Annotated in this window: 16 protein-coding genes and 3 pseudogenes; 2 read left to right on the forward strand and 17 right to left on the reverse strand. The window is 62.8% G+C overall.

Annotation, left to right across the window (positions count from 1 at the left end):
• Positions 1 to 432 precede the first annotated feature (432 nt).
• The 4 genes from PQQ53_RS32540 to PQQ53_RS32555 form a co-directional block, all read right to left on the reverse strand.
• On the reverse strand, positions 433 to 801 hold the full coding sequence (locus PQQ53_RS32540; RefSeq protein ID WP_408149085.1) for a BON domain-containing protein: 369 nt from the start codon (positions 799 to 801) through the stop codon (positions 433 to 435).
• 27 nt (positions 802 to 828) lie between these two features.
• Complete coding sequence (locus tag PQQ53_RS32545) at positions 829 to 1,980, reverse strand: porin (RefSeq protein ID WP_408149087.1); 1,152 nt, start codon at positions 1,978 to 1,980, stop codon at positions 829 to 831.
• A 51-nt stretch (positions 1,981 to 2,031) separates the two neighbouring features.
• On the reverse strand, positions 2,032 to 3,672 hold the full coding sequence (locus PQQ53_RS32550) for a 3-(methylthio)propionyl-CoA ligase (RefSeq protein WP_408328684.1): 1,641 nt from the start codon (positions 3,670 to 3,672) through the stop codon (positions 2,032 to 2,034).
• A gap of 224 nt (positions 3,673 to 3,896) precedes the next feature.
• Positions 3,897 to 5,213: an MFS transporter gene (locus tag PQQ53_RS32555; RefSeq protein WP_408157137.1), complete on the reverse strand. Its 1,317-nt coding sequence runs from the start codon at positions 5,211 to 5,213 to the stop codon at positions 3,897 to 3,899.
• 380 nt (positions 5,214 to 5,593) lie between these two features.
• Here PQQ53_RS32555 and PQQ53_RS32560 point away from each other — a divergent pair, with 380 nt between their 5' ends.
• Entirely contained in the window at positions 5,594 to 6,595 is a 1,002-nt protein-coding gene (locus PQQ53_RS32560; protein WP_408149093.1) for an AraC family transcriptional regulator, read from the forward strand.
• A 262-nt stretch (positions 6,596 to 6,857) separates the two neighbouring features.
• On the opposite strand, the gene PQQ53_RS32565 is transcribed toward PQQ53_RS32560, so the two are convergent.
• From PQQ53_RS32565 to PQQ53_RS32600, 9 genes and pseudogenes are all read right to left on the reverse strand, one after another.
• The gene (locus PQQ53_RS32565; protein WP_121317756.1) at positions 6,858 to 7,916 is read right to left on the reverse strand and encodes a beta-keto acid cleavage family enzyme; all 1,059 of its coding nucleotides are present in this window, start codon (positions 7,914 to 7,916) and stop codon (positions 6,858 to 6,860) included.
• A gap of 631 nt (positions 7,917 to 8,547) precedes the next feature.
• A complete protein-coding gene (locus PQQ53_RS32570; protein WP_408328687.1) occupies positions 8,548 to 9,114 on the reverse strand; it encodes a beta/alpha barrel domain-containing protein in 567 nt (188 codons plus the stop codon).
• A gap of 108 nt (positions 9,115 to 9,222) precedes the next feature.
• Positions 9,223 to 9,436, reverse strand: a pseudogene (locus PQQ53_RS35085) (IS6 family transposase); the annotation flags it as partial.
• A 159-nt stretch (positions 9,437 to 9,595) separates the two neighbouring features.
• Positions 9,596 to 11,125, reverse strand: a complete 1,530-nt coding sequence (locus PQQ53_RS32575) for an amidase (protein WP_408328690.1) — start codon at positions 11,123 to 11,125, stop codon at positions 9,596 to 9,598.
• Between the two features lie 143 nt (positions 11,126 to 11,268).
• Positions 11,269 to 11,904, reverse strand: coding sequence for a GntR family transcriptional regulator (locus PQQ53_RS32580; RefSeq protein ID WP_408328693.1), 636 nt, complete (start codon positions 11,902 to 11,904; stop codon positions 11,269 to 11,271).
• Positions 11,905 to 12,014: 110 nt separating this feature from the next.
• Positions 12,015 to 13,343, reverse strand: coding sequence for an amidase (locus tag PQQ53_RS32585; protein ID WP_408149101.1), 1,329 nt, complete (start codon positions 13,341 to 13,343; stop codon positions 12,015 to 12,017).
• 102 nt (positions 13,344 to 13,445) lie between these two features.
• Positions 13,446 to 14,423, reverse strand: coding sequence for an ABC transporter substrate-binding protein (locus PQQ53_RS32590; RefSeq protein WP_408328696.1), 978 nt, complete (start codon positions 14,421 to 14,423; stop codon positions 13,446 to 13,448).
• Entirely contained in the window at positions 14,405 to 15,223 is an 819-nt protein-coding gene (locus tag PQQ53_RS32595; RefSeq protein WP_408149105.1) for an ABC transporter permease, read from the reverse strand. The genes PQQ53_RS32590 and PQQ53_RS32595 overlap by 19 nt, the downstream gene beginning before the upstream one ends.
• On the reverse strand, positions 15,220 to 16,122 hold the full coding sequence (locus PQQ53_RS32600) for an ABC transporter ATP-binding protein (protein ID WP_408328699.1): 903 nt from the start codon (positions 16,120 to 16,122) through the stop codon (positions 15,220 to 15,222). Before PQQ53_RS32600 ends, PQQ53_RS32595 begins: the two co-directional genes overlap by 4 nt.
• A gap of 240 nt (positions 16,123 to 16,362) precedes the next feature.
• On the opposite strand from PQQ53_RS32600, the pseudogene PQQ53_RS32605 reads away from it, so the two are divergent.
• Positions 16,363 to 17,094 (forward strand): annotated as a pseudogene (locus tag PQQ53_RS32605) (IS6 family transposase).
• A gap of 38 nt (positions 17,095 to 17,132) precedes the next feature.
• On the opposite strand, the pseudogene PQQ53_RS32610 reads toward PQQ53_RS32605, so the two are convergent.
• The 4 genes and pseudogenes from PQQ53_RS32610 to PQQ53_RS32625 form a co-directional block, all read right to left on the reverse strand.
• A pseudogene (locus tag PQQ53_RS32610) lies at positions 17,133 to 17,468 on the reverse strand (Arm DNA-binding domain-containing protein); the annotation flags it as partial.
• A gap of 221 nt (positions 17,469 to 17,689) precedes the next feature.
• Complete coding sequence (guaA, locus tag PQQ53_RS32615; protein WP_042323159.1) at positions 17,690 to 19,273, reverse strand: glutamine-hydrolyzing GMP synthase; 1,584 nt, start codon at positions 19,271 to 19,273, stop codon at positions 17,690 to 17,692.
• A complete protein-coding gene (locus PQQ53_RS32620; RefSeq protein ID WP_408149116.1) occupies positions 19,266 to 19,496 on the reverse strand; it encodes a hypothetical protein in 231 nt (76 codons plus the stop codon). Before PQQ53_RS32620 ends, guaA begins: the two co-directional genes overlap by 8 nt.
• Positions 19,489 to 20,250: a hypothetical protein gene (locus PQQ53_RS32625; protein ID WP_408328702.1), complete on the reverse strand. Its 762-nt coding sequence runs from the start codon at positions 20,248 to 20,250 to the stop codon at positions 19,489 to 19,491. Before PQQ53_RS32625 ends, PQQ53_RS32620 begins: the two co-directional genes overlap by 8 nt.
• Positions 20,251 to 20,256 lie beyond the last annotated feature (6 nt).

Raw genomic sequence — 20,256 nt, forward strand, 5'->3', positions numbered from 1 at the left:
GAATGACTATGCGGGCATCGAAAACGATGCCCGCATAGTCATTAAAATGAAGACGTGCCGCGTGTCACGAGAAGTCGTTCTCGTGACACGCGGCACTGTCATTGGGAAGTTCGGTAGAAGCCCGAAAAGATGTACCGCCTGTTGAGCTTGCAGTGTTCGTCGCGCGAGAGCTGCAGGCAGAGACCACAACGGCCGGCGATAAAGCAAGCCATGTGGTCTTCGGCGATAGTATTGCCACTGACCCTCAACACATGTGCACAGCGCATGTAGCCGCCATGAGCGGCGGTATCTGCGAAGCAGCGCCGGCACGGACCGTGAACCACCCATGCAGCCGGACTCGAGGTTCTCTCCGGAGAAAGCCCGTTCGGATTTCGACACAGACAGTCGGGATCGACGCGGCCGCCCGGCGCGCTCCGCGTCGACTACAGCAGGTCACATACCGCCAAACGGCTTCTCCACGGTCAACTTGTTGGTGACCGAAGTAACTCCGGGAACCCCCCTCGCGATCTCCACGACCCTGCCCACCTGGGAAGCGTCCTCGACCGTACCACTCAGCGTCACCGCGCCGTCCTTGGCGACCACGCTGATGTTGCCGGCGCTGATGTCCTTCTGCTTCGCGATCGCGTTATAAACCTGCCGGCGCAGCGCGCGATTCGCCTTCCGTCCTACGGGCGCGGTTGCCGAACCCGATGCCGCCGTCACAGACGCGCTGGCCGGTGCGCTGCTTTGGGACCATGCGCTCATGCACGTCGCCATGACGGCGAGTCCAACAGCCAGCTTGAAAGTCTGAATGCTCTTCATTGAATACTCCGGTTGTGGATGGCGGAATCAGAAGGTATGGCGAATGCCGATCATGGCCGCCGTGGTCGAGACGCCTGGCGCAACCGGAACCCCATAGATGATCGTCTGGTTCATGGTCCCCTTGTTGTCGACGTAGCCGACTTGCGCGTACGCCCGGGTCCGCTGGGACAGGTTGTATTCCGCACCCACCGCGATTTCGCTCGAGTGATTGTCCGAATGGTTCCGGTCCTTCAGGTAGTAGAAGCCGGAAGTGATCTTGAAGCGCGTATTGAACTGATAGCCGAGACCGGCCGAAATCATTTCGAAGTCCGCAGTATCGCTGTGCGCCGGGTTCTTGCCCACGCCGTACGAGCCGGATAGCGAGAATCCGGCGATCGTGTACATCGCGCCGAAATAGTAGAAGCGGTTATTGGCCTGGCCCGTCGCGGGCACGGCAGGCGCTGCCGGATAGTTCAGCGGATAAGGATTGGTGTCGTGTCCGTTGTAATACACGGCCGCAAGATTCAAACCATAGTTCGAGTACTTGAGCACCGCCGACTCGCGTGTACCGCCCTGAAAGTGGCCGGCCACACCACCCGGCGCGTATTCGAGCGCGAGCGACGCGCCATAGAATTTCGGCGAGTTGTACACCAGCGCATTGCTGTCGTACAGCGCGCCGATCGGGGCATTCGTGCTGGTGCCGGGCCAACCGGCCGCCTGATTGACCCCAAGCCACGCAGTCAGAATACTGCCGAAGTATTGAGCGCCACGGACATCGGTTTCCGACATCGCGTAGATCATCGGAATGATCTGCCGCCCGGCGTCGAACGTGCCGAACGGACCCGATGCGCCGATCGTCGCGAACTGGTTGAAGATCGCGACCGCGCCCGGCGTGTCGGACAGACCGGCCTTGCCGGTCGTCGTGTTGAACGAGCTCTGCAGCTTGAAATTGATCTTGTAGCCGCCGCCGATATCCTCGCTTCCCTTCATGCCCCAGAAGCTGGAATAGATGCCGCCGTCCTTGAGCTGATAGACGTGCCCCAGGTTGCGGGCGGTGGGCTGGAACGTCGCCGCCGAGGTGCTCTGATACAGAAATCCGGTATCAAGCACGCCATAGAGGGTGACTGTCGACTGGGCCTGGGCGGCGCTGACGAACATCAGCAGCGCCGCAGCGCTGCTCAACTTCAACTTCGATTTCATTCTGTCTCCTTTGGTTTTTAGGTTTATCGTTTGAATTCATCCGCGATGTATTCAGGTGGGCGCGAGAGCCGACAGGTAGTAGTTCCCGTACTGCTCGCGCAACTGGTGCTTAAGCACCTTGCCGGTCGCACCGAGCGGGACCGTTTCGAGGAAAATCACGGCGTCCGGCTTCCACCACTTCGCAATCTTGCCGTCGAGGAAGGCGAGCAAGTCGCCTCCGGTGAGCATGCTTCCAGGCTGTCTCACGACCAGCAGCAACGGCCGTTCATCCCACTTCGGATGACGCGCGGCGATACAGGACGCCATCGCCACTTGCGGATGCAGGCACGCGACGTTTTCGATGTCGGCCGAGCTGATCCATTCGCCGCCGGACTTGATGACGTCCTTGCTGCGATCCGTGATCTGCATGAAGCCGTCGGCATCGATCTTCGCCACGTCGCCGGTCGGAAACCAGCCGTCTCGCAGCGGTGACACGTCGTCGCTGCGAAAGTATTGCCGCGCCACCCACTGACCGCGCACCAGCAGGTCGCCGGTCGCCTTGCCGTCCCACGGCAGCTCGTCGCCCTGCGGATCGACGATCTTCATGTCGATGCCGAACACGGAGCGGCCCTGCTTGGCCTGAAGCGCGTAGCGATCATTGCCGGACAGCGCGCACTGATGCGCCTTGAAGCTGCATACCGTGCCGACCGGGCTCAATTCCGTCATGCCCCACGCGTGCAGCACGTCGACGTGATAGCGCTCCTGAAACTGCACGGTCATCGCCGTCGGACACGGCGCACCGCCGATGATCGTACGGCGCATCGACGAGAAAGCGCCGTCGCGTTCGGCGACATGGGAAAGCAGTCCCTGCCAGACCGTCGGCACGCCGGCCGACAGCGTGACCTGTTCCGTCTCGATCAGTTCGTAGAGCGACTGACCGTCGAGCGCCGGCCCCGGAAACACCAGCTTCGCGCCGACCATGCAGGCGATGTAAGGCAGCCCCCACGCATTCACATGGAACATCGGGACCACGGGAAGAATCACATCGCGTGCGGAACAGTTCAGCGAGTCGGGCAGCGCCGCCGCGTACGTGTGCAGCAATGTCGAGCGATGGCTGTAGAGCACGCCCTTCGGATTGCCGGTCGTGCCCGAGGTGTAGCAGAGCGACGACGCACTGTTCTCGTCGAGCAGCGGCCAGTCGAACTCATCGCTCTGAAGATCGATCAGGTCCTCGTAGCACATCAGCATGCTGGACTGGCTACACGTCTGCTGCATGTGCTCGCGATCGGTCATCGCCACGAAAACCTTCGGGCTTTTGACGCGAGACGCAATGCTCTCGATCAAGGGCAGAAAAGTCAGATCGAAAAACACCACGCGGTCTTCCGCGTGCTCGATGATGTAGGCCAGCTGGTCGACGTGCAGCCGGGGATTGAGCGTATGCAACACGGCGCCGGACCCCGACACCGCGAAGTACAACTCCATATGCCGGTAGCCATTCCACGCCAGCGTCCCGACGCGCTCGCCCGGCTCGATGCCGAGCGCCGCGAGGGCATTGGCCATGCGGCGGGCGCGTTGCGCAAGATCCCGATAGCGGTAACGGTGAATGTCTCCTTCGACACGCCGCGAAACGATTTCCTGATCGCCGTGATGGCGATCGGCGTGTACGAGCAGCGAAGCCACCAATAGCGGTTGCTGCATCATCAAACCTTGCATCCTTGTTCTCCTGAATATTCGTGTGGCCCCGCGCTGGGTCCGTCGCTACGGCCCCGCGCCCGTCATTGCGGCGCGTGCCGATCGGCGATGACCACGTGCGCAATCCGTCGCAGCAAGCCTGCCGCGGTTCTACCGGATCGGCGTGTGTAGCGGGTTCATTGACCGCCGGTGCGAAGCCCCGCCGATCAGACCCAAATCGTTGAAAAGCAGTGCGGAACCGTTGTTTAGCGGGCGGCCCGGTCGCGCAGTGCGTCCAAGCGGTCCAGATCGGCGGAGTAGTTGCGCTTGCCGATAAAAAACGCGACCGCGGCAATGAGCGACGCAAACGGAACCAGTTGCAACGCGCCGAGCAGCCCGATCCGGTCGGCGACGACGCCCGTCAGAATCGCGGCGGGCGCGAGGCCGAGCAGATTGTTCGCCAGCGTCAGCGTGGCGAACGCGGACGAATGAATCGACGGCGGCGTGAGATTCGCCACCATGGCGCCCGAGGGACCGCTCGCGCCCGCGCTGCAGAACATGCCGGCGCCGATCAGCACGAGTTGCAGCGGACCCGCCGGCAGGTGAATACCGATCGCGAGCAGCGTGAAGCTCGCGAGGCAGATCGCGATCGCGGTGCCCCACTTTCTTTCCCGTGACTGCTTGCCGAGCCGGTCGGCCAGATTGCCGCACACCACCATGCCGAGGCCCGTCACCAGCACGAACACTGCGGCGCCCATGGCAGCCTTGCCGGTCTGCATCCCGTAGTAGCGGTTCAGGAAGCTCGGCATCCACGCCCACAGCGCAGCAGGCACGAGCAGATGAACACCGCTGCCGAGGTAGGCGCATACGACCGACTTCGTCGAAAAGAGCCCCTTCATCAGCGCGCGAAAACTCATGCGCACACCGAGACCCTGATTACCCATGCTCGCAACCTGGAGCGGCGCAAGACGCTTTTCGGTGACGACGAGCCAGTAAATGATGACCAGCACGATTCCCACGGCCGCCATCGCGCCGAATGCGGGACGCCAGCCCATCTGAGCGGCGACCGCGCCGCCGAGCGCCATGCCCAGCACCGAACCGAACGCGCCGCCCGCCATGAAGGTGCCGGTGAGCGTGGCGCGCAGCCGCACCGGAAAGATGCTCAGGACAACCGCGATGCCGACGCTGCCGTAAGCCGCTTCGCCGATGCCGACGAAGGCGCGCGCAAGCAGCATTTCGCCGTAGTTCGTCGCGATCGCGCAGCCCAGCGTCGCGAGACTCCACATGGCCGCCATCAGGACGATGCTTTTCACGCGGCCCCAGCGGTCAGCCAGTACCGACAGCGGGAACGTGAGCACGCCGACCATCAGCGCGACCACACTGCTGAGCGAACCCAGCCGCGTGTCGGAAAGACCCCAGGCGGCCTTGAGCAGCGGGAACACCGCATTCAACACTTGCCGCGACATGTAGTCGGAAAGCAGCAAGCCGACCGTCAAGGCGAATACCACCCAGGCATAGGGGCGTACATCGGCTTGTGTTGCTGAAACTTCTCCCGTGGTGGGCTCAACGTGCTGCATGAGCATCATTCGTCTCCTTCGCGTCTATCTCGTGTTTATCTGGTTGGCTGCCGTGCTGCCACGCAGCAGACGATGGCCGATTCTGAATATCCAGTCGCCCTCGCGGCGCACCGGCAGGCATCCACTTCGTCGTCATGCGGCTTCGTTGAAACGGTCTTGCCGGTGACAGTCCCGCGCCGGGGTTCACGCGCGAAACGCCTGAAAACTTTCCGGAGCGAAACTCACATCCTGCTCGCACAATACGACCATCGCGCATTACACTTTTATGATCAGGCGCCATCCTTTTAGCGGGCGATGCCACTGCGCGTAAACACCGGTATTCGTTGCCGCGGGCATCTCACGTCGGAAGGCAAAGCGCTCCCATTGGGATCTACGGAGGCAATGCGATGGAAACGATGTTGCGCTCGGTAGCGATGAGCGGCTATTTCGATGTGACGCGGCGGCTCGGACTGAATCCGATCGAACTCATCCAGCAGGTGGGGATCGATCCCGCGGCGCTCGCGAATCCGGATGATCGTGTCCCGGCCGCCGCGTGCTGCTGGCTACTCGAAATCACGGCCGACAAGGCCTCGTGCCCGACGTTCGCGCTGCAGATGGCGGAAACCCGGCAAAAGTTCGGCACCGGCGTAGTCAATGTGTTGCTCGCGCACAAACGCACGCTGCGCGAGGTGCTGCGGGCGGCCGCAGAATTCCGGCACCTGCTCAACGAAGCGCTGGCCGTCTACATCGAAGACTCGGGGGAAACGGTCACCATCCGGGAGGAACTGGCCGTCACCCCGGGTACGCCGACGAAGCAGGCGATCGAACTGGCGATTGGGGTCCTCGCGCGCCACTCCAGCGCGCTGCTCGGCAATTACTGGAAACCGCGCGCCGTGCATTTCACTCATCGGGGGCCGGCTGATCTGACGTTTCATCGACGCTTTTTCGGCTGTCCGCTCGAATTCGGCAGCGACTTCAACGGGCTCGTGTGCGCGGCCGCCGAGCTCGACTACCCGAATCCGGCCGCCGACCTCGAACTGGTTCGGTATGCCGAAAGCCTCGCTACACCGCTGAACGCAGCAGCCGCGGATTCGATCGAGCAGGAAGTGCGCAAGGCGATCTATCTGCTGCTGCCCGTCGAGCAGGCTACGGTCGAGCTGGTGGCTCGGCATTTGCATCTGAGCGTGCGCACCATGCAGCGGCAACTTGGATCGGCCGACACATGCTTCTCGACGCTTGTCGAGGAAGTTCGGCGGGAACTGGCGATACGCTATATGAGCAACGCCCGCTACCCGATCGGGCGGGTCGCAGCGCTGCTCGGCTACACCCAGCAGGGTTCTTTTACGAACTGGTTCACCGCGCAATTCGGTATGACGCCGCGTGATTGGCGTAGTGGCCAGGCGAAATGAACGGACGTTCCGTGGCGTGCTCGAGTGTGCGTGCGCGATGCCTGTCAGGCTGCGGCGCAGGCCGGCGAATGCGCTGACTTTTGCCCTTCCGCGTTGCGCGAACGGGGTACTCTACTCGTCCGATCCGGCTGGGGATGGGAAAAGCGCCTGGCGATTGCACGTCGGCCTTATCGGCCATCAGAGGCTTGCGCGGACCGAGGAGACTACCCCGCTCGATCCGCGCCTTTCGCGGGCGTGCAACACGCCCGCCGGGCTCACGTGTTCAAACGACCTTGCGCAGGAAGCCCTGCGTGCCACCGTTGCGGTTGGGCGCGAAACCGTTGGCAAGCAGAGTCTCTTCCACCGTGTCGTAGAACACGCCGATCTTGCTGATCTCGCGCGCCTCCTGGGCGGTGGCCACCTTGCGGCCAAACTCGCGTGAGATGCGCACCAGCTGCTCGATCTGCTCGACCGTGCTCATCTTTCTCGTACGCGACTGGTTCCAGAGGTTGTCCTCGATGCCGCAGCGCACGTGCAGGCCCATGGCAATGCCCATCATGTTGACCGGCAGCACGTTGCGCATCGAGCTCTCCACCGTCAGCACCGCGCCATCCGGCGTGGCGCGCACGAAGTTGGCCAGGTTGTAGATATTCGGTGCATCCATGCCGCCGCCGATCGCCACCCAGTTCATCACCAGCGGACCCTTGTAGATGCCGCGCCGGATCAGACGCTCGACCGACTCGAAGCTATTGATGTTGTAGCACTGGAACGCGCTCTGAATGCCCGCCGCGTTCAGGCGACGGATGTGTTCCTCCGCCCAGCCCGGCTGCGCCGGCACCGTCATCTCCTTGTACGCGTTGTAGACTTCGGGGTCCGCCATGGAGGTGCCCTTGACGTCGGCATCTTCCCAGTGCTCAACGACGTTCATCTGCGAGGTATTGATCGTCACCGTCACCTGGTCGGGCTTGGGGTCGAGTTCGGCCAGCATGTGGCGCGTGTCGTCGCTCAACCATTTGGCCGCGGCGCCTTCGCTCTCGGGTGCGAAGCTGATCGAGCCACCTACCTGGATGATCATCTCGGGCACGGCATTGCGCACGCCGGCGATCAACTCGTTGAACTTCGACAGACGCTTGCTGCCCTTGCCGTCGAGTTCGCGCACGTGCAGGTGCAGCACCGTGGCGCCGGCGTTGTAGCAATCCACCGCCTTCTGGATCTGCTGGTCCATCGTGACGGGGATGTCCTCGGGAAAGTCGGAGGGCACCCACGACGGCGCGTAAGGCGCGGCGGTGATGATCAAAGGTTGCTGGTTTTCGGTGTAGAGGGAACCGTCGAGAAAGTTCATGGCATGGTCTCCAGGCGCGGGTTGAGGGGAAGGAAACAATCAGGGGGTGCTAATAAAGTCCTGTCGTCAACGGAGCGTCGAGCAACAGAAAACTTCGCACCCTTCCCCCGTAAATGACGGATGTATCAGCTCCGCATCGGGCACGTTCAGGCGCGACGGGAGATTGATCAGTTCGGCGAAGATACGGCAATCCGCCGAAGCGATTTACGTTTTGGCTGCCATATTTTTATGATTTAACGCCACTACGTGTTAACACCCAGTCCAACGTCGAGAGATCTCGAGGCCATACGGCTCTGAAGGCCGAATGCCGGGCTGTGCTGCCCGGTTTTCTGAAGCGTCGCTCGGGCAGGCGTGCGAATTCCGTAGGCAGGAATGCGAGCGGCCCGGGTCTATCCGCAGATAGACCCGCAGAGGACCGCTCCTCTCGCAGGCACTGGTCGATGAGTTGGTTCAGCACTCGTATTCGACCGCCCTCAGGGCCTCCTGCCCGGCGCGGGCAACGTTGATCTCACCCCTGTCGTTCGACTCTTTCATAGCTTAGCTATTCTTAATACTGGAGCGATACTGCCCTATCACTGCAAGTTTTCAACAGCGTGCGAGACGTCGATCGAATGAGCTTATCTGTCGAAACTCAGCGTTCCCTTTGTGCAAGCCAGCGTCGGTACTCTTTTGACCGCGTCTTCGTTCGGATTTGTTCAGCGACTAATGTAAACAGCAGCGAGGCAGTCGACTTTGGTGAAAGACCATCCCCCATTCTTCGCAATTGCAGCTTTGCAAGCGCCATGCTGGCGACATTGTTGAGAGCCTTTTTCTTGAAACTTACCGATGGCAACTCAACAGCTAGTTCTCCATGCAGCCATTTCGCAGGAAGGTCTGGGTCATAGGCGAGTGCCCGGCCAATCCCGACAATAGCGACGCCTGGACGACCGTCTTCAGCTGTAAGGGCGGCCTCCGTCACTGCCCGTCTGCGTATCCCGCCCGTGACCATCACCGGCATTCGAGCAGCCGCGACAATGTCTCGGGCGAAGTCAATGAAATAAGCCTCACGCTCGCGAGTTCTCGCGCTTTCCGGACTGCCCTGCATGGCGGGGCTTTCGTAACTACCGCCCGATATCTCAGCGAGATCAACAGCGTATTCATTAAGCCAGCGCACGACTTTTATTGCGTCGTCCGGCCCAAAGCCAACAAACCAGTGCAAACAACCGCCGAATGGGAAAGGCCCGTGGATAAGCGAATGTGTCTTCGCGCGGCTCTGTCAAGTTAGCGCGCGTGGAGTACCTGTGTGGCCTACGGCTAGTTATCCTTATTAAATAACCTTATCGCCTGCTGCAGTGATAGTCCGATCATGCCATGTGGCGAAACGTTCCTGAAGTACGGCACGATGACATGCCGCGTTCAATCCGATGTCTGGGTAACCCGAAGTGCTGCCGGATCGGGCCCAGGCAAGAGAGAAACGCCTGCGTACGACGCGCCTTGCGAAAGCCGCGCGTCTGGCGTTCGCGTCTGCGGGTTGGCGGGTGGCCGAGGCGCCGTCGGCAGCCACGTGTCCTCGAATGGCTGCGATCTTGAAGCTGCCATTGAACTCATGGCGCAGCGAAGGGCCGCTGTGGGTCCGCCCGACACCCTCGGCGCAATACCGGTCGGATGCTCATTTAGAGGCACTCCGCCCGGCCTGAACATCAAAGAACGCGCGTGCGCACCAGCCCGGCATCCTGGCCGCCCGTCACCGTCAGCACGGGCGGATCGGTCACGATCGACTTGAGTTCGCTTACCGTAGACGAAAGCGCGCGAAGATCGGGGAGCGGACGGTTCAGTGCCGCGTTATTGCGCAGCGCGGTTTCAAGCGACTCGGCCATGTCGAGCAGCCGCGCGTCGCCGCGAAACGGACCGACGAGTTGCAGGCCGAAAGGCATGCCCGCGTGATCGGTACCACAAGGTAGCGACAGGGCCGGGTTCGTGAGCAGCGTGACGACGTAGGTGAGCGCGACCCAGCGGTAATAATTGTCGAGCGGGCGGCCATTGACCTCGGCGAGATGCCAGTGGGACCAGGGAAACGGTGAGATCGACGAGGTAGGCGAGACGATCAGGTCGTAGTCGTCGAACTTCGCCTGGAAGCGGCGGAAAATCTTCGTCTGTTCCGCATGCGCCCACACTGCGTCGCGAAGCGACATCGCCTGCGCCATTTCGTAATTGGCGCGCGTGTTCGGGCCGAGCAGAGATGGGTCGCGCTCGTAGGTCTCCCTGAAACTGGCGAGGAAGTTCTGCGCGCGAATCACGTCGAATGTACGGTCGGCCTCGCCCATGTCGAGATCCACCGGCTCGCACAGCTTGACGTAGCCCGCGATCGCCGCCATCTTCGCGCGGAAGGTCGCGCGCGTCGCGTCGTCGACAGCGCACATGCCGAAGTCTTCGGTATAGCCGATACGCAGCTTGCTGACGTCGAGTGGCGCGCCATGCCCGAATGCTGACCCGGCGATGGGATACCCGAGCGGATCGGCGTGATGCAAGCCGGCCTGGGCGGCCAGTTGCAGCCGGGTGTCCGCGACGTTGCGCCCCATGGGCCCACTCACGTCGATCGGCGTCCAGCCGAGCACCTTGCGGTCGATCGGCACGAGGCCCGGCGAGGGCCGGAATCCCACCACGCCGCAAAGCGCCGCGGGAATACGCAGCGAGCCACCCGTATCCGTGCCCGTGCAGAGCGGCAGCATACCGGTGGCGAGCGCGACGGCCGAGCCGCCCGAAGAGCCGCCAGCGTTCAACAACGGATTGAACGGATTGCCGGTAGCGCCCCAGACCACGTTGCGCGTGTTGGCCCCCGCGCCCATCTCGGGTGTGTTGGTCTTGGCGGTCACGATCGCGCCCGCGGCGCGCAGGCGAGCCACGAACGCGTTATCGCGCGCCGGCACGTGGGCGCGAAAAAGCGGCGAACCGTAGGTGGTCAAAAGGCCTGCCGTTTCCTCCAGATCCTTGACACCGAGCGGCAGCCCGTGCAGCGGGCCGAGCGGCTCGCCGCGCGCAACGGCCGACTCCGCGCGCCGCGCTTCCTCGCGCGCTCGCTCGAAGCAGGTCGCCGCCACGGCGTTGACGGCCGGGTTGATCGCCTCGATCTGAGCGATGCAGGCGTCGAGCAGTTCAACCGGAGAAAGCTCGCGCCGCCCGATGAGTTCACGGGCTGTCACCGCCGACAGGGAAACCAGCGAATTGTCCATATCTTGTGTGTTCCTGGAATAAGCGTTGGCTTAGCTGGGCGTCCCGTTCACGGCGACAGCAACGGCCTACGCGCCGCGGCCAACCGGTTAGTCCCACCTGCGCCCCCAAGCGAGCGCACGCCAGGCGCACCGCCTGGGTCGCTTTAGCCGTGGGCGACCTCCGTCGGCGCCCACTGCGTGACACAGGCGACGATCGCGTTGCGCGTGTTTTCGAGGTGTATCCGACTCTGCTCGCGTACGGACAGCGCATCGCCCGCCCGGAAGGCGTCCAACAGCTGCGCGTGCTCGCGGTTGTTACTCTCCATGAGGTCTTCCTTGACGTGCATCGCCAGCGACACATAGGGACGCGCGACACCCGAGAGGCTCTCGACGATCTCGAACAGGCGTGTTTTCTCCTGACTCCCTATCAGGTGCCGGTGGAATTCCACGTTGAGCAACGCCCATTTTTCGGACGACGGGGTCGCGCGCATGGTTGCGTGACACACCGTGGCCGCCGCGAGATCGGCAGGCGCGAGTTGCCGGCAGGCCCGCTCCGCGAGCATGGGCTCGAGCAGCATGCGCAGTTCGTAAATCTCGCTCACGTCTTCCGCAGTGAGACCGCGTATGACGACGCCCCGGTTCGGGTCGATCGACACCAGCCCCTCGGCACGCAGATCGCGAAACGCCTCGCGCACAGGCGTCGTGCTGACGTCCAGGCGCTTGGCCACCTCTTCCTGTCTGAGACGAGTATTCGGCGGATACACTCCCTTCAGAATCTCCGCCCTCAATGTTCCGAGCACGTATTCCTGGATGGTTCGATAGGGCCTGCTCAACGTCTCCTCCTTTGTGCCGCGTCGCCGTGTTAGTGCATGCCGAGCACTATAACCGACAGTGGCGCACTCGCGACCCGTCAGGCGGATGCCGCTTCGGGATGCCCAGCCGATACGGACGAGTCCGGCCATTGCGCCTGCAGCTGGCTTTCGACCCAGGCCGCGATCTGCAGCGTGCGTAGATCGGCCCCGAACTCGCCGACCACCTGGAACGCAAGCGGCAAGCCATTTGCGGTGCGGCCTGACGGCACGGTCACGGCTGGGCTGCCTGTCAGGCTCCATGGTGCGCAGAAGATCCCGTCGCCTGTGTCCGAGAGCCCTGCGGGTGCCTCACCGGGCGCCGACAGGGTCACGAGCGCGTCGCATCCGGCAAGCAGCGGCTTCGATTCGCGACGCAACCGCGCCTGCAGCGCAATGGCAGCCTCGTACTCAGCGGCAGGCGTTGCCGCGCCAGCCGCAATCAGCGTATGCATGTGCCCACTGACGAGCTCAGGATGCCTGACGGCGGTAGGGCCGATCGAGCGCTGCGCCTCGACGCACGCAATGACCTGCACCGAGTCGACCATAGCCTGCATATCCGCGCCATATTCAAGTTCGACGAGGGTGGCGCCGGCGGTGCGCAGACGCTCGAGCGAGGCCTCGAAGTTCTCCTTCTGTGCCGGCTGCACCCGGTCCCAGAAGGGCGTGCGCAACACGCCCAGTTTGGCTGGAGGATTGGCTGGAAACCATGCAGCCCATGCATCGAGGCTCGCCAACACCTCCGGCCGGTGCTCGACGAAGAGTGCATGCGCGAGCGCCGCACCCTCCACCGTCTGCGCGAAAAAGCCGACATGATCGAGCGAGCCGGACAGCGGATGCACACCGTCGCGGGACACCTTGCCGAAACTGGGCTTGTAGCCGACGACTCCGCAGTAAGCGGCCGGCCGGATGACCGAGCCGACGGTCTGCGTACCGAGCGCAAGCGGCACGATGCCGGCGGCCACGGCGGCCGCTGAGCCGCTCGACGACCCGCCCGGCGTGTGCAGTCGGTTCCACGGATTGACCGTGGGTCCTGGCTCACGCCAGGCGAACTCGGTCGTCACCGTCTTCCCGAAGATCACCCCGCCCGCCTGTCGGATGGACCCGACGATACGCGCGTCCGCCGAAGGCTGGTGTCCGCGATAGACCGGCGACCCGTAGGCGGTCGGCATGTCGCGTGTATCGATCAGATCCTTGATACCGACCGGCAGGCCGGCGAGCGGTCCGTTGACTGCGGCAGCCACGTCATAGGTGTCGGCTCGCGATGTGAACGCGCGGAGCCAGGGCTCGAGCTCGTCAGCACGCGCCTTTGCGGCAGAGAGCCGCGCGCGGGCAGCCTGGACGTCGCCGCGGCTGGCAAGGAGGGTATTCAGCAACGATTGTTTTTGCATTCTGGTGATAGCTTTACCGTTGATTGCGCGAATTGCGCGAGGAATCCGGATCGATTCGAGCGGGCGCCGGCTTTGCGCGAGCGCCCTCTCCCGTCCCCGTGCCTATTTGCGCGCTGCTGCCGCCGCAAACGAATTGTCCACCGCGCCCGCATATGTCACGCTGCCCGGCTTGATGTTGCCGAGGGACTCCTGCAGGGCCAGCGCGTTACGGAACGCCGGCTCGGAAATCTCGGGCGTCGCTGCGTAGATCTCCTGATCGATCAGGCGCTGTACGGCGCTGTCGACCACCTTCGGGTCAAGCGTCGGAAACTCGGTCCGCGCAACAGCCTTCGCCGTGTCGGGCGAGTGCTGGATCAGCGCCTCGGCCTCGCCGATCGATTTCACGAACGCAGCGACCATCTGCGGCTTGGCTTTGATCGTGGACGCGAGCGTGTCCATGCTGGAGAACACATAGCCGCCCGGATAGGCCCTGGGGAACCCGTAGACGATCCGGTAACCCTGTGACAGCCCGGTATCGACCTGCGGCTCGTAAAGCGCCGCCGCTTCGTCGCGCCCCGCGCTGACCGGTGCGAGCTCCGTGCCGATCTGCACGGTGTCGAGCTTCACGTTAGCGAGCTTTCGCTCGCTGACGAGGCGCTGCAGAAGATAGGTACTCGTCGTCGGCGGCAGCGCAGTGGCCACGCTCTTGCCGGCGAGATCGGACACTTCCTTAACCGACGAGTCCGGCGGCGCGATGATCCAGACGGGCACGCCTGCAACCACGTTCGCCACATTGACGAGCGACGCGCCCTTGAGGTTGGCAAGCATCGCCGTCATCGGGTCCTGCAGCGAAAAGTCCGCGTGACCGCCGATCACCGCAGCCACTCCGGCTGCGCCGCCGCCGGCCGTCACTTTCTGCACCGTGAGACCGTTCTTTGCAAACAAACCTTTGTCGAGTGCTACGTAAAGCGGCAGATACTGAATCGACTGAAAGGCCTGATAGACGACTACCGGCTCGGCAGCAACCGCCATGCGGGCCCCGGAAGCGGCGAGCGCCGCCACAAGGCAAGTGCCCAGAAACTTCACCGTTTTCTTTTCCATGTAATCACCTTTGCTTCCGTGAATTGAACAATCCAGCTCAGAATCGATGCCATCAACGTGAGAACGATAATGCCCAGCCAAACCGTATTGAGGTCAAACAAAGAGCCCGCGACGAACACTTCATGACCCACTCCCGCCTGCGAAGCGATGTATTCGCCCACCACCGCGCCGATCAGTGCGAAGCCGATGTTCACGCGCAGCGTCGAGAAGATCCACGGCAGTGCGCCAGGCACGATCAGTTTGCTGAAGATCATGCCCGGCTTCGCCTTGAACGAGCGGAACAGATTCAGCAGGTCCTGATCCACCTCGCGCGCCGCGGCGCACGCGGAAATCATCGCGACCGCGAACGTGGAGATGCCGGCCAGCCAGACCTTCGAGGCCATATCCGAGCCGAACCAGATGACAATCAGCGGACCGAGCGCAATCTTCGGAATGCTGTTCAGAATGACCGACAGACCTTCGGCCACGCCAGAGACCCTCGGCACAAACCAGAGCAGCAGCCCGAGGCCGATACCGAGTCCGCTGCCGACCACGAGACCCATCAGCGTTTCGAAAAGCGTCGCCAGCGTGTCTGGGACGAGTGTGCCCTGCGGCGAAAGGCCCAGCACCGCAGCCCGATAGATTCCCTGGGGCGAGCCGAAAAGGCGGCCGTTGACCCAGCCAAGCGTAACCGCCAATTGCCAGCCAGCCACAATCGCGACGACGATCGTGACGACAATGCCGGTCGTGCCAAGCGTTTTGGAACGCCCACTTGCTGCGCGCTTGCGTGTGACCGTTTGTGAGATCGCGACGTCGCTCATGCCGAGGCTCCCGCGTGCTGGATTGAGTGCCCGCGCAATCCGCTCCAGATGCGCGAATGGTAGGCACGGAACTCGGGCGCTTCGCGCGCCGATACCGCGGTGCGGGGCCCCGAAGTGGAGAGTCGAACGTCGATGTTGTCCTCGATGCACGCCGGCCGTCCGCCGAGGAGAATGACGCGGTCGCTCATCGCGATTGCCTCCTCGATGTCATGCGTCACGAGAATTACGCTCGTGCCGTTTTGCTTGCGCAATTCCATGACGTCGTCCTCCAGCGTCAGGCGGGTTTCGTAGTCGAGCGCCGAAAACGGCTCATCGAGGAGCACGAGCGTCGGATCGACGAGCAGCGTGCGGGTGAGCGCTACGCGCTGGCGCATGCCGCCCGAAAGCGCGTGCGGATGCGCGTCGGCGAAGGAATCGAGGCCGTAGCGCGCCAGCATCTGTCTCGCGCGCTCGATGTCCTCGCGCCGAACCTTGCGGTAAAGCTCGATGCCCAGCACCGCGTTTTCCAGCACCGTGCGCCATGGCAGCAGCAAGTCCTTTTGCAGCATGTAGGCGATGCGCCCCTCGCCGCCATCGGCGCGTCGACCGACTTCCACGCGCCCGGATTGCGGCGTGAGCAGCCCCGAAATGAGATTGAAGAGCGTGCTCTTGCCGGCCCCGCTGCGCCCGACGATCGACACGATTTCGCCACTGCCGACGCTGAAATCCAGCCTGTCGAAAATGGGCACGCTGTCGCCGTCGGCGGTCTGGAACGCATGACTCAGCTCGCAAACCCGCAAGCGATCACTGGGCTTGGCTACAGGCGCCGAGACCTCCGCCCGGTGCGATGAAGAACAATTAGGTGAACTCATGGACATCCTTAGAAGAACGCAATTGCAAGCGTGACGCAGCAAGACCACCCTCCTTCCCGGCCCTCGCCGTTGCGGTCCCCATAGACCGATGCGTCGCCAACACTGAAAACTGTGCATCGCACATAATGCATAATGCACATTCAAAAAAAAGGCGCCAACGAATCAAAAAAAGCGGGACGCCTTGCCGGTCGCAAGGGAGACAACGTGGCGCAGGCAAGCAGTTTCGCGGGAGCAAGGACCTGACAAGGCTCTGTCAGGTTGATGCTGAGGCGGCGGTAGGATGCCGTGATGAAGAAGAGAAAATCCTTTTATCACGGCCACCGCTTTCCCGCCGGCGTCATCAGCTGCGCGGTTCGCTGGTATCTCCGGTTCAGCCTGAGCCTGCGCGACATTGAGGCGTTGTTGCTTGAGCGTGGTGTCGTGGTCACGTACGAAACGATTCGCTGCTGGTGCGACAAGTTCGGCGCTGGATTCGCTCAGTGCGCGAAAGCGGCGCGGCGCAAGCCCGGCAGCACATGGCATCTGGACGACATGTTCGTGACGCTGCGCGGTGAGCCGTATCTATTGTGGCGATCTGTCGATGAGCATGGCGCTGAACGCGACGTGCGGGTGCAGAAGCGGCGCGACAATGCCGCGGCAAAGCACTTCTTCCGGAGGGTGCTGCGTTCAAACCCGGTGCCGCGCAAGATCGTTACCGACCCGCTGCGCAGCTAGCCGGCGGCGAAGGCTGACATTCCCGAGCTTGCACATGTGAAGCACGTTTTCGTCAAAGCGGCTGCACGTGTGAACAACCGTGCCGAGAACAGCCACCCGCCAACCCGCAGACGCGAACGCCAGATGTGCGGCTTTCGCGAGGCGCGTCGTACGCAGGCGTTTCTCTCTTGCTTTGGCCCGGTCCGGCAGCACTTCGCGTTGCCCAGACATCGGATGAACGCGGCATGTCATCGCGCCGTACTTCAGGAGCGTTTCGCCACATGGCATGATTGGACTATCACTGCCGCAGGCGATAAGGTTATCTAATAAGGATAACTAGCCGTAGGGCATACAAGTACTCCACGCGCGTCAACTTGACAGAGCCGATTCTCGACTTTCGCACGTGACGGGATTTCGCCGCGTTGGATTGCTCCGTACGCATGATCGCGTAGAAGCCGGGCTTCCGGGAGGCTAATAGCCATTCCGAATTCGGGTTCGTCTGGCCTGCGTGGCTTCCGTGCGGAAAGTGATGGATCGTAGCGGCCGATAACCAGAGTTTCCCGGCGACCGTTCACCCGGTAGTCGTACCGGAAGCTCACCGCGCCTGAAGGCGTCACTGCCGCATATAGCCCGCGCTGATCGGCAACCTTATAGATCTTCTGAGCCGGCTTCAGCGCTCGCAACTGCATGTCTGTGAGCATAGGGACTCCTCGAACGTATACCGTCGACCGATACCGTCAGACTGATTTGACGGTATCGGACAAGGCCGTCCGAGGAAGAAATGTCGGTACCGTCACCGATATCGACATTTCTTCCTGGCATTGCCCGGATTACAGCAGACCACACCGGACAATAACTCCATGTTTTTAAACATAAAAACATGGAAAACCGGCCCTCCCGGAACGACAGGGAGCAGTTTAAATCACTCCCACTCGATCGTCGCCGGCGGCTTCCCCGAGATGTCATATACCACCCGGTTGATCCCGCGCACTTCATTGATGATCCGATTCGACACATGCCCCAGCAACTCGTGCGGCAGATGCGCCCAATGCGCGGTCATGAAGTCCAGCGTCTGCACCGCACGCAGTGCGACGACATACTCGTAGGTCCGGCCGTCACCCATCACGCCGACGCTCTTCACCGGCAGGAACACCGCGAACGCCTGGCTCGTCAGGTCGTACCACGACTTGCCGGTTTCCTTGTCGATGAACGTACGCAGCGTCTCGATGAAGATCGCGTCCGCGCGGCGCAGCAGGTCCGCGAAATCGCGCCGCACTTCACCCAGAATCCGCACGCCCAGGCCCGGGCCCGGGAACGGATGGCGATAGACCATCGCCGGCGGCAAACCGAGCTTCACGCCGAGTTCGCGCACTTCGTCCTTGAACAGTTCGCGCAGCGGTTCGAGCAGCTTCAGATTCAGCGTCTCGGGCAGGCCGCCGACGTTGTGGTGGCTCTTGATGGTCTGCGCACCCTTCTTGCCCTTGCCGGCCGATTCGATCACGTCCGGATAGATCGTGCCTTGCGCCAGCCACTTCGCGTCGGTCAGCTTGCCGGCTTCGGTCTGGAACACCTCGACGAACTCCGCGCCGATGATCTTGCGTTTCGCTTCCGGATCGGTCACCCCGGCGAGCTTGCGCAGGAACACGTCGCTTGCGTCGACGTGAATCACCTTCACGCCGAGGTGGTCGGCGAAGGTCGCCATCACCTGCTCGGCTTCGTTCAGGCGCAGCAGGCCGTGATCGACGAACACGCAGGTCAGCTGGTCGCCGATCGCGCGATGCAGCAGCGCCGCCGCCACCGACGAGTCCACGCCGCCCGACAGCCCCAGGATCACGTGCTCGTTACCGACCTGCTCGCGAATCTTCGCGACGGCTTCGTCGATGTAGTTGCCCATTTCCCAGTCGGCCCGCGCGCCGCAGATCTGCAGCACGAAGCGTTCGAGCATCGCGCGGCCCTGCACGGTATGCGTGACTTCCGGATGCCATTGCAGGCCATAGAAGCGGCGCTGTTCGTCGGCCATCGCCGCGATCGGGCAGGATTCCGTCGATGCCATCAGCGCGAAGCCCGGCGGCATTTCGAGTACCTTGTCGCCGTGGCTCATCCACACCTTCAGCATGCCGTGACCTTCCGGCGTGGTGAAGTCGCTGATGCCTTCGAGCAGGCTCGTATGATTGCGCGCGCGCACTTCGGCATAACCGAATTCGCGCAGATGGCCGATGTCGACCTTGCCGCCCAGCTGCTCGGCCATCGCCTGCATGCCGTAGCAGATGCCGAGCACCGGCACGCCGAGTTCGAATACCGCTTGCGGCACGCGCGGCGTATCCGTTTCAGTGACCGAACTCGGGCCGCCGGAGAGGATCACGCCCTTCGGCGCGAAGTCGCGAATGAACGACGCATCGACGTCGTACGGGTGAATTTCCGAATACACGTTGGCTTCGCGAACGCGACGTGCAATCAGTTGGGTGACTTGCGAACCGAAGTCGAGGATCAGGATCTTGTCATGCATGGCAGCGGACGGAGTCAAAAGTGAGCAAATACGGAATGCCGCGCACGAAGCGCGGCGTTGAATTCAAAGCGGTCCACGTGGGAACGATCGAGCATGAAACATAACGATGAAGCGTACTGGCGTATGCACCGCCGCGGCCATCGGCCTGCGGCGCGCGCGAATAAACGCGCGAACGGAATCCGGTAGCTTCGGCGGACGGCGTGACGCGCAGCGCGTCAGCCATGAAGCGGCGGCCGGGGTCCGCCAGAGGCATCGGCAGCGGCGTTGCGGGCGTCTTCGCGCGCGGCCCGGGCCGCGCGTTCGGACTCCGTAAGGCCGGCTTCGCCCGTCACAGGATGCACCGGCGTGGTCGAAACGGAACTGACGGGATTCACCGGGATGTCCGGGTTGACGGGCCGTGTGACCGGCATGACAGGTTCGACGACCGGCTCGGCGCGATAGACCGGAAAGCCCGCGCTGACGCGGGGCTCGCGCTCCCGTTCACGGCGTTTTGCGGCTTCTTTTGCCGCCCCAGCCTCGGCTTCCCTGGCAGCCCGCTTTTCGGCGCGGCTGGAAGAGCCTTTGACGACGATCCCCTTCTCGCGCCGGCGCACCGCACCCGACAAACGCACCCCGCCGAGACCGACCACCACCAGCACCACGCCCGCCAGCACCGCGACGATCTGCCCGAAGCCGGTGAGCGCCGGTGTATGCAAACCAAGCAGCCAGACCAGCATCAGCACACCGGTCAGCCAGTTCACATGACCGACGACCTTGGCGACCGCCGACGTCAGCGCCCCGTCGAACGATGCATGCAAGGCCAGCCACGCGAGCCCGATCAGCGCCACGCCAAATCCCTGGCCGACCAGCGCCGGCTGGGTTTGCACCAACTGCAGCGCGTCGTACAACGAAGTCCAGGGCGTCAGCAGAAACAGCAGGCCGAACGCAAGCAACAACAAGGCATCAAGGATGAGTACAACACGCAGCAGTGGCTTCATTGGCGT

Source organism: Paraburkholderia strydomiana, from assembly GCF_046030495.1.
Classification (GTDB): Bacteria; Pseudomonadota; Gammaproteobacteria; order Burkholderiales; family Burkholderiaceae; genus Paraburkholderia; species Paraburkholderia strydomiana_A.

What these genes read in the sequence shown, in the direction of transcription:
- PQQ53_RS32575 (WP_408328690.1), bottom strand. Translation starts at nt 11,125, where the DNA reads ATGGACAATTCGCTGGTTTCCCTGTCGGCGGTGACAGCCCGTGAACTC.
- PQQ53_RS32585 (WP_408149101.1), bottom strand. Translation starts at nt 13,343, where the DNA reads ATGCAAAAACAATCGTTGCTGAATACCCTCCTTGCCAGCCGCGGCGAC.
- PQQ53_RS32540 (WP_408149085.1), bottom strand. Translation starts at nt 801, where the DNA reads ATGAAGAGCATTCAGACTTTCAAGCTGGCTGTTGGACTCGCCGTCATG.
- PQQ53_RS32545 (WP_408149087.1), bottom strand. Translation starts at nt 1,980, where the DNA reads ATGAAATCGAAGTTGAAGTTGAGCAGCGCTGCGGCGCTGCTGATGTTC.
- PQQ53_RS32595 (WP_408149105.1), bottom strand. Translation starts at nt 15,223, where the DNA reads ATGAGCGACGTCGCGATCTCACAAACGGTCACACGCAAGCGCGCAGCA.
- PQQ53_RS32560 (WP_408149093.1), top strand. Translation starts at nt 5,594, where the DNA reads ATGGAAACGATGTTGCGCTCGGTAGCGATGAGCGGCTATTTCGATGTG.
- PQQ53_RS32555 (WP_408157137.1), bottom strand. Translation starts at nt 5,213, where the DNA reads ATGCTCATGCAGCACGTTGAGCCCACCACGGGAGAAGTTTCAGCAACA.
- PQQ53_RS32620 (WP_408149116.1), bottom strand. Translation starts at nt 19,496, where the DNA reads ATGGCTGACGCGCTGCGCGTCACGCCGTCCGCCGAAGCTACCGGATTC.
- PQQ53_RS32590 (WP_408328696.1), bottom strand. Translation starts at nt 14,423, where the DNA reads ATGGAAAAGAAAACGGTGAAGTTTCTGGGCACTTGCCTTGTGGCGGCG.
- PQQ53_RS32625 (WP_408328702.1), bottom strand. Translation starts at nt 20,250, where the DNA reads ATGAAGCCACTGCTGCGTGTTGTACTCATCCTTGATGCCTTGTTGTTG.
- PQQ53_RS32565 (WP_121317756.1), bottom strand. Translation starts at nt 7,916, where the DNA reads ATGAACTTTCTCGACGGTTCCCTCTACACCGAAAACCAGCAACCTTTG.
- PQQ53_RS32550 (WP_408328684.1), bottom strand. Translation starts at nt 3,672, where the DNA reads ATGCAAGGTTTGATGATGCAGCAACCGCTATTGGTGGCTTCGCTGCTC.
- guaA (WP_042323159.1), bottom strand. Translation starts at nt 19,273, where the DNA reads ATGCATGACAAGATCCTGATCCTCGACTTCGGTTCGCAAGTCACCCAA.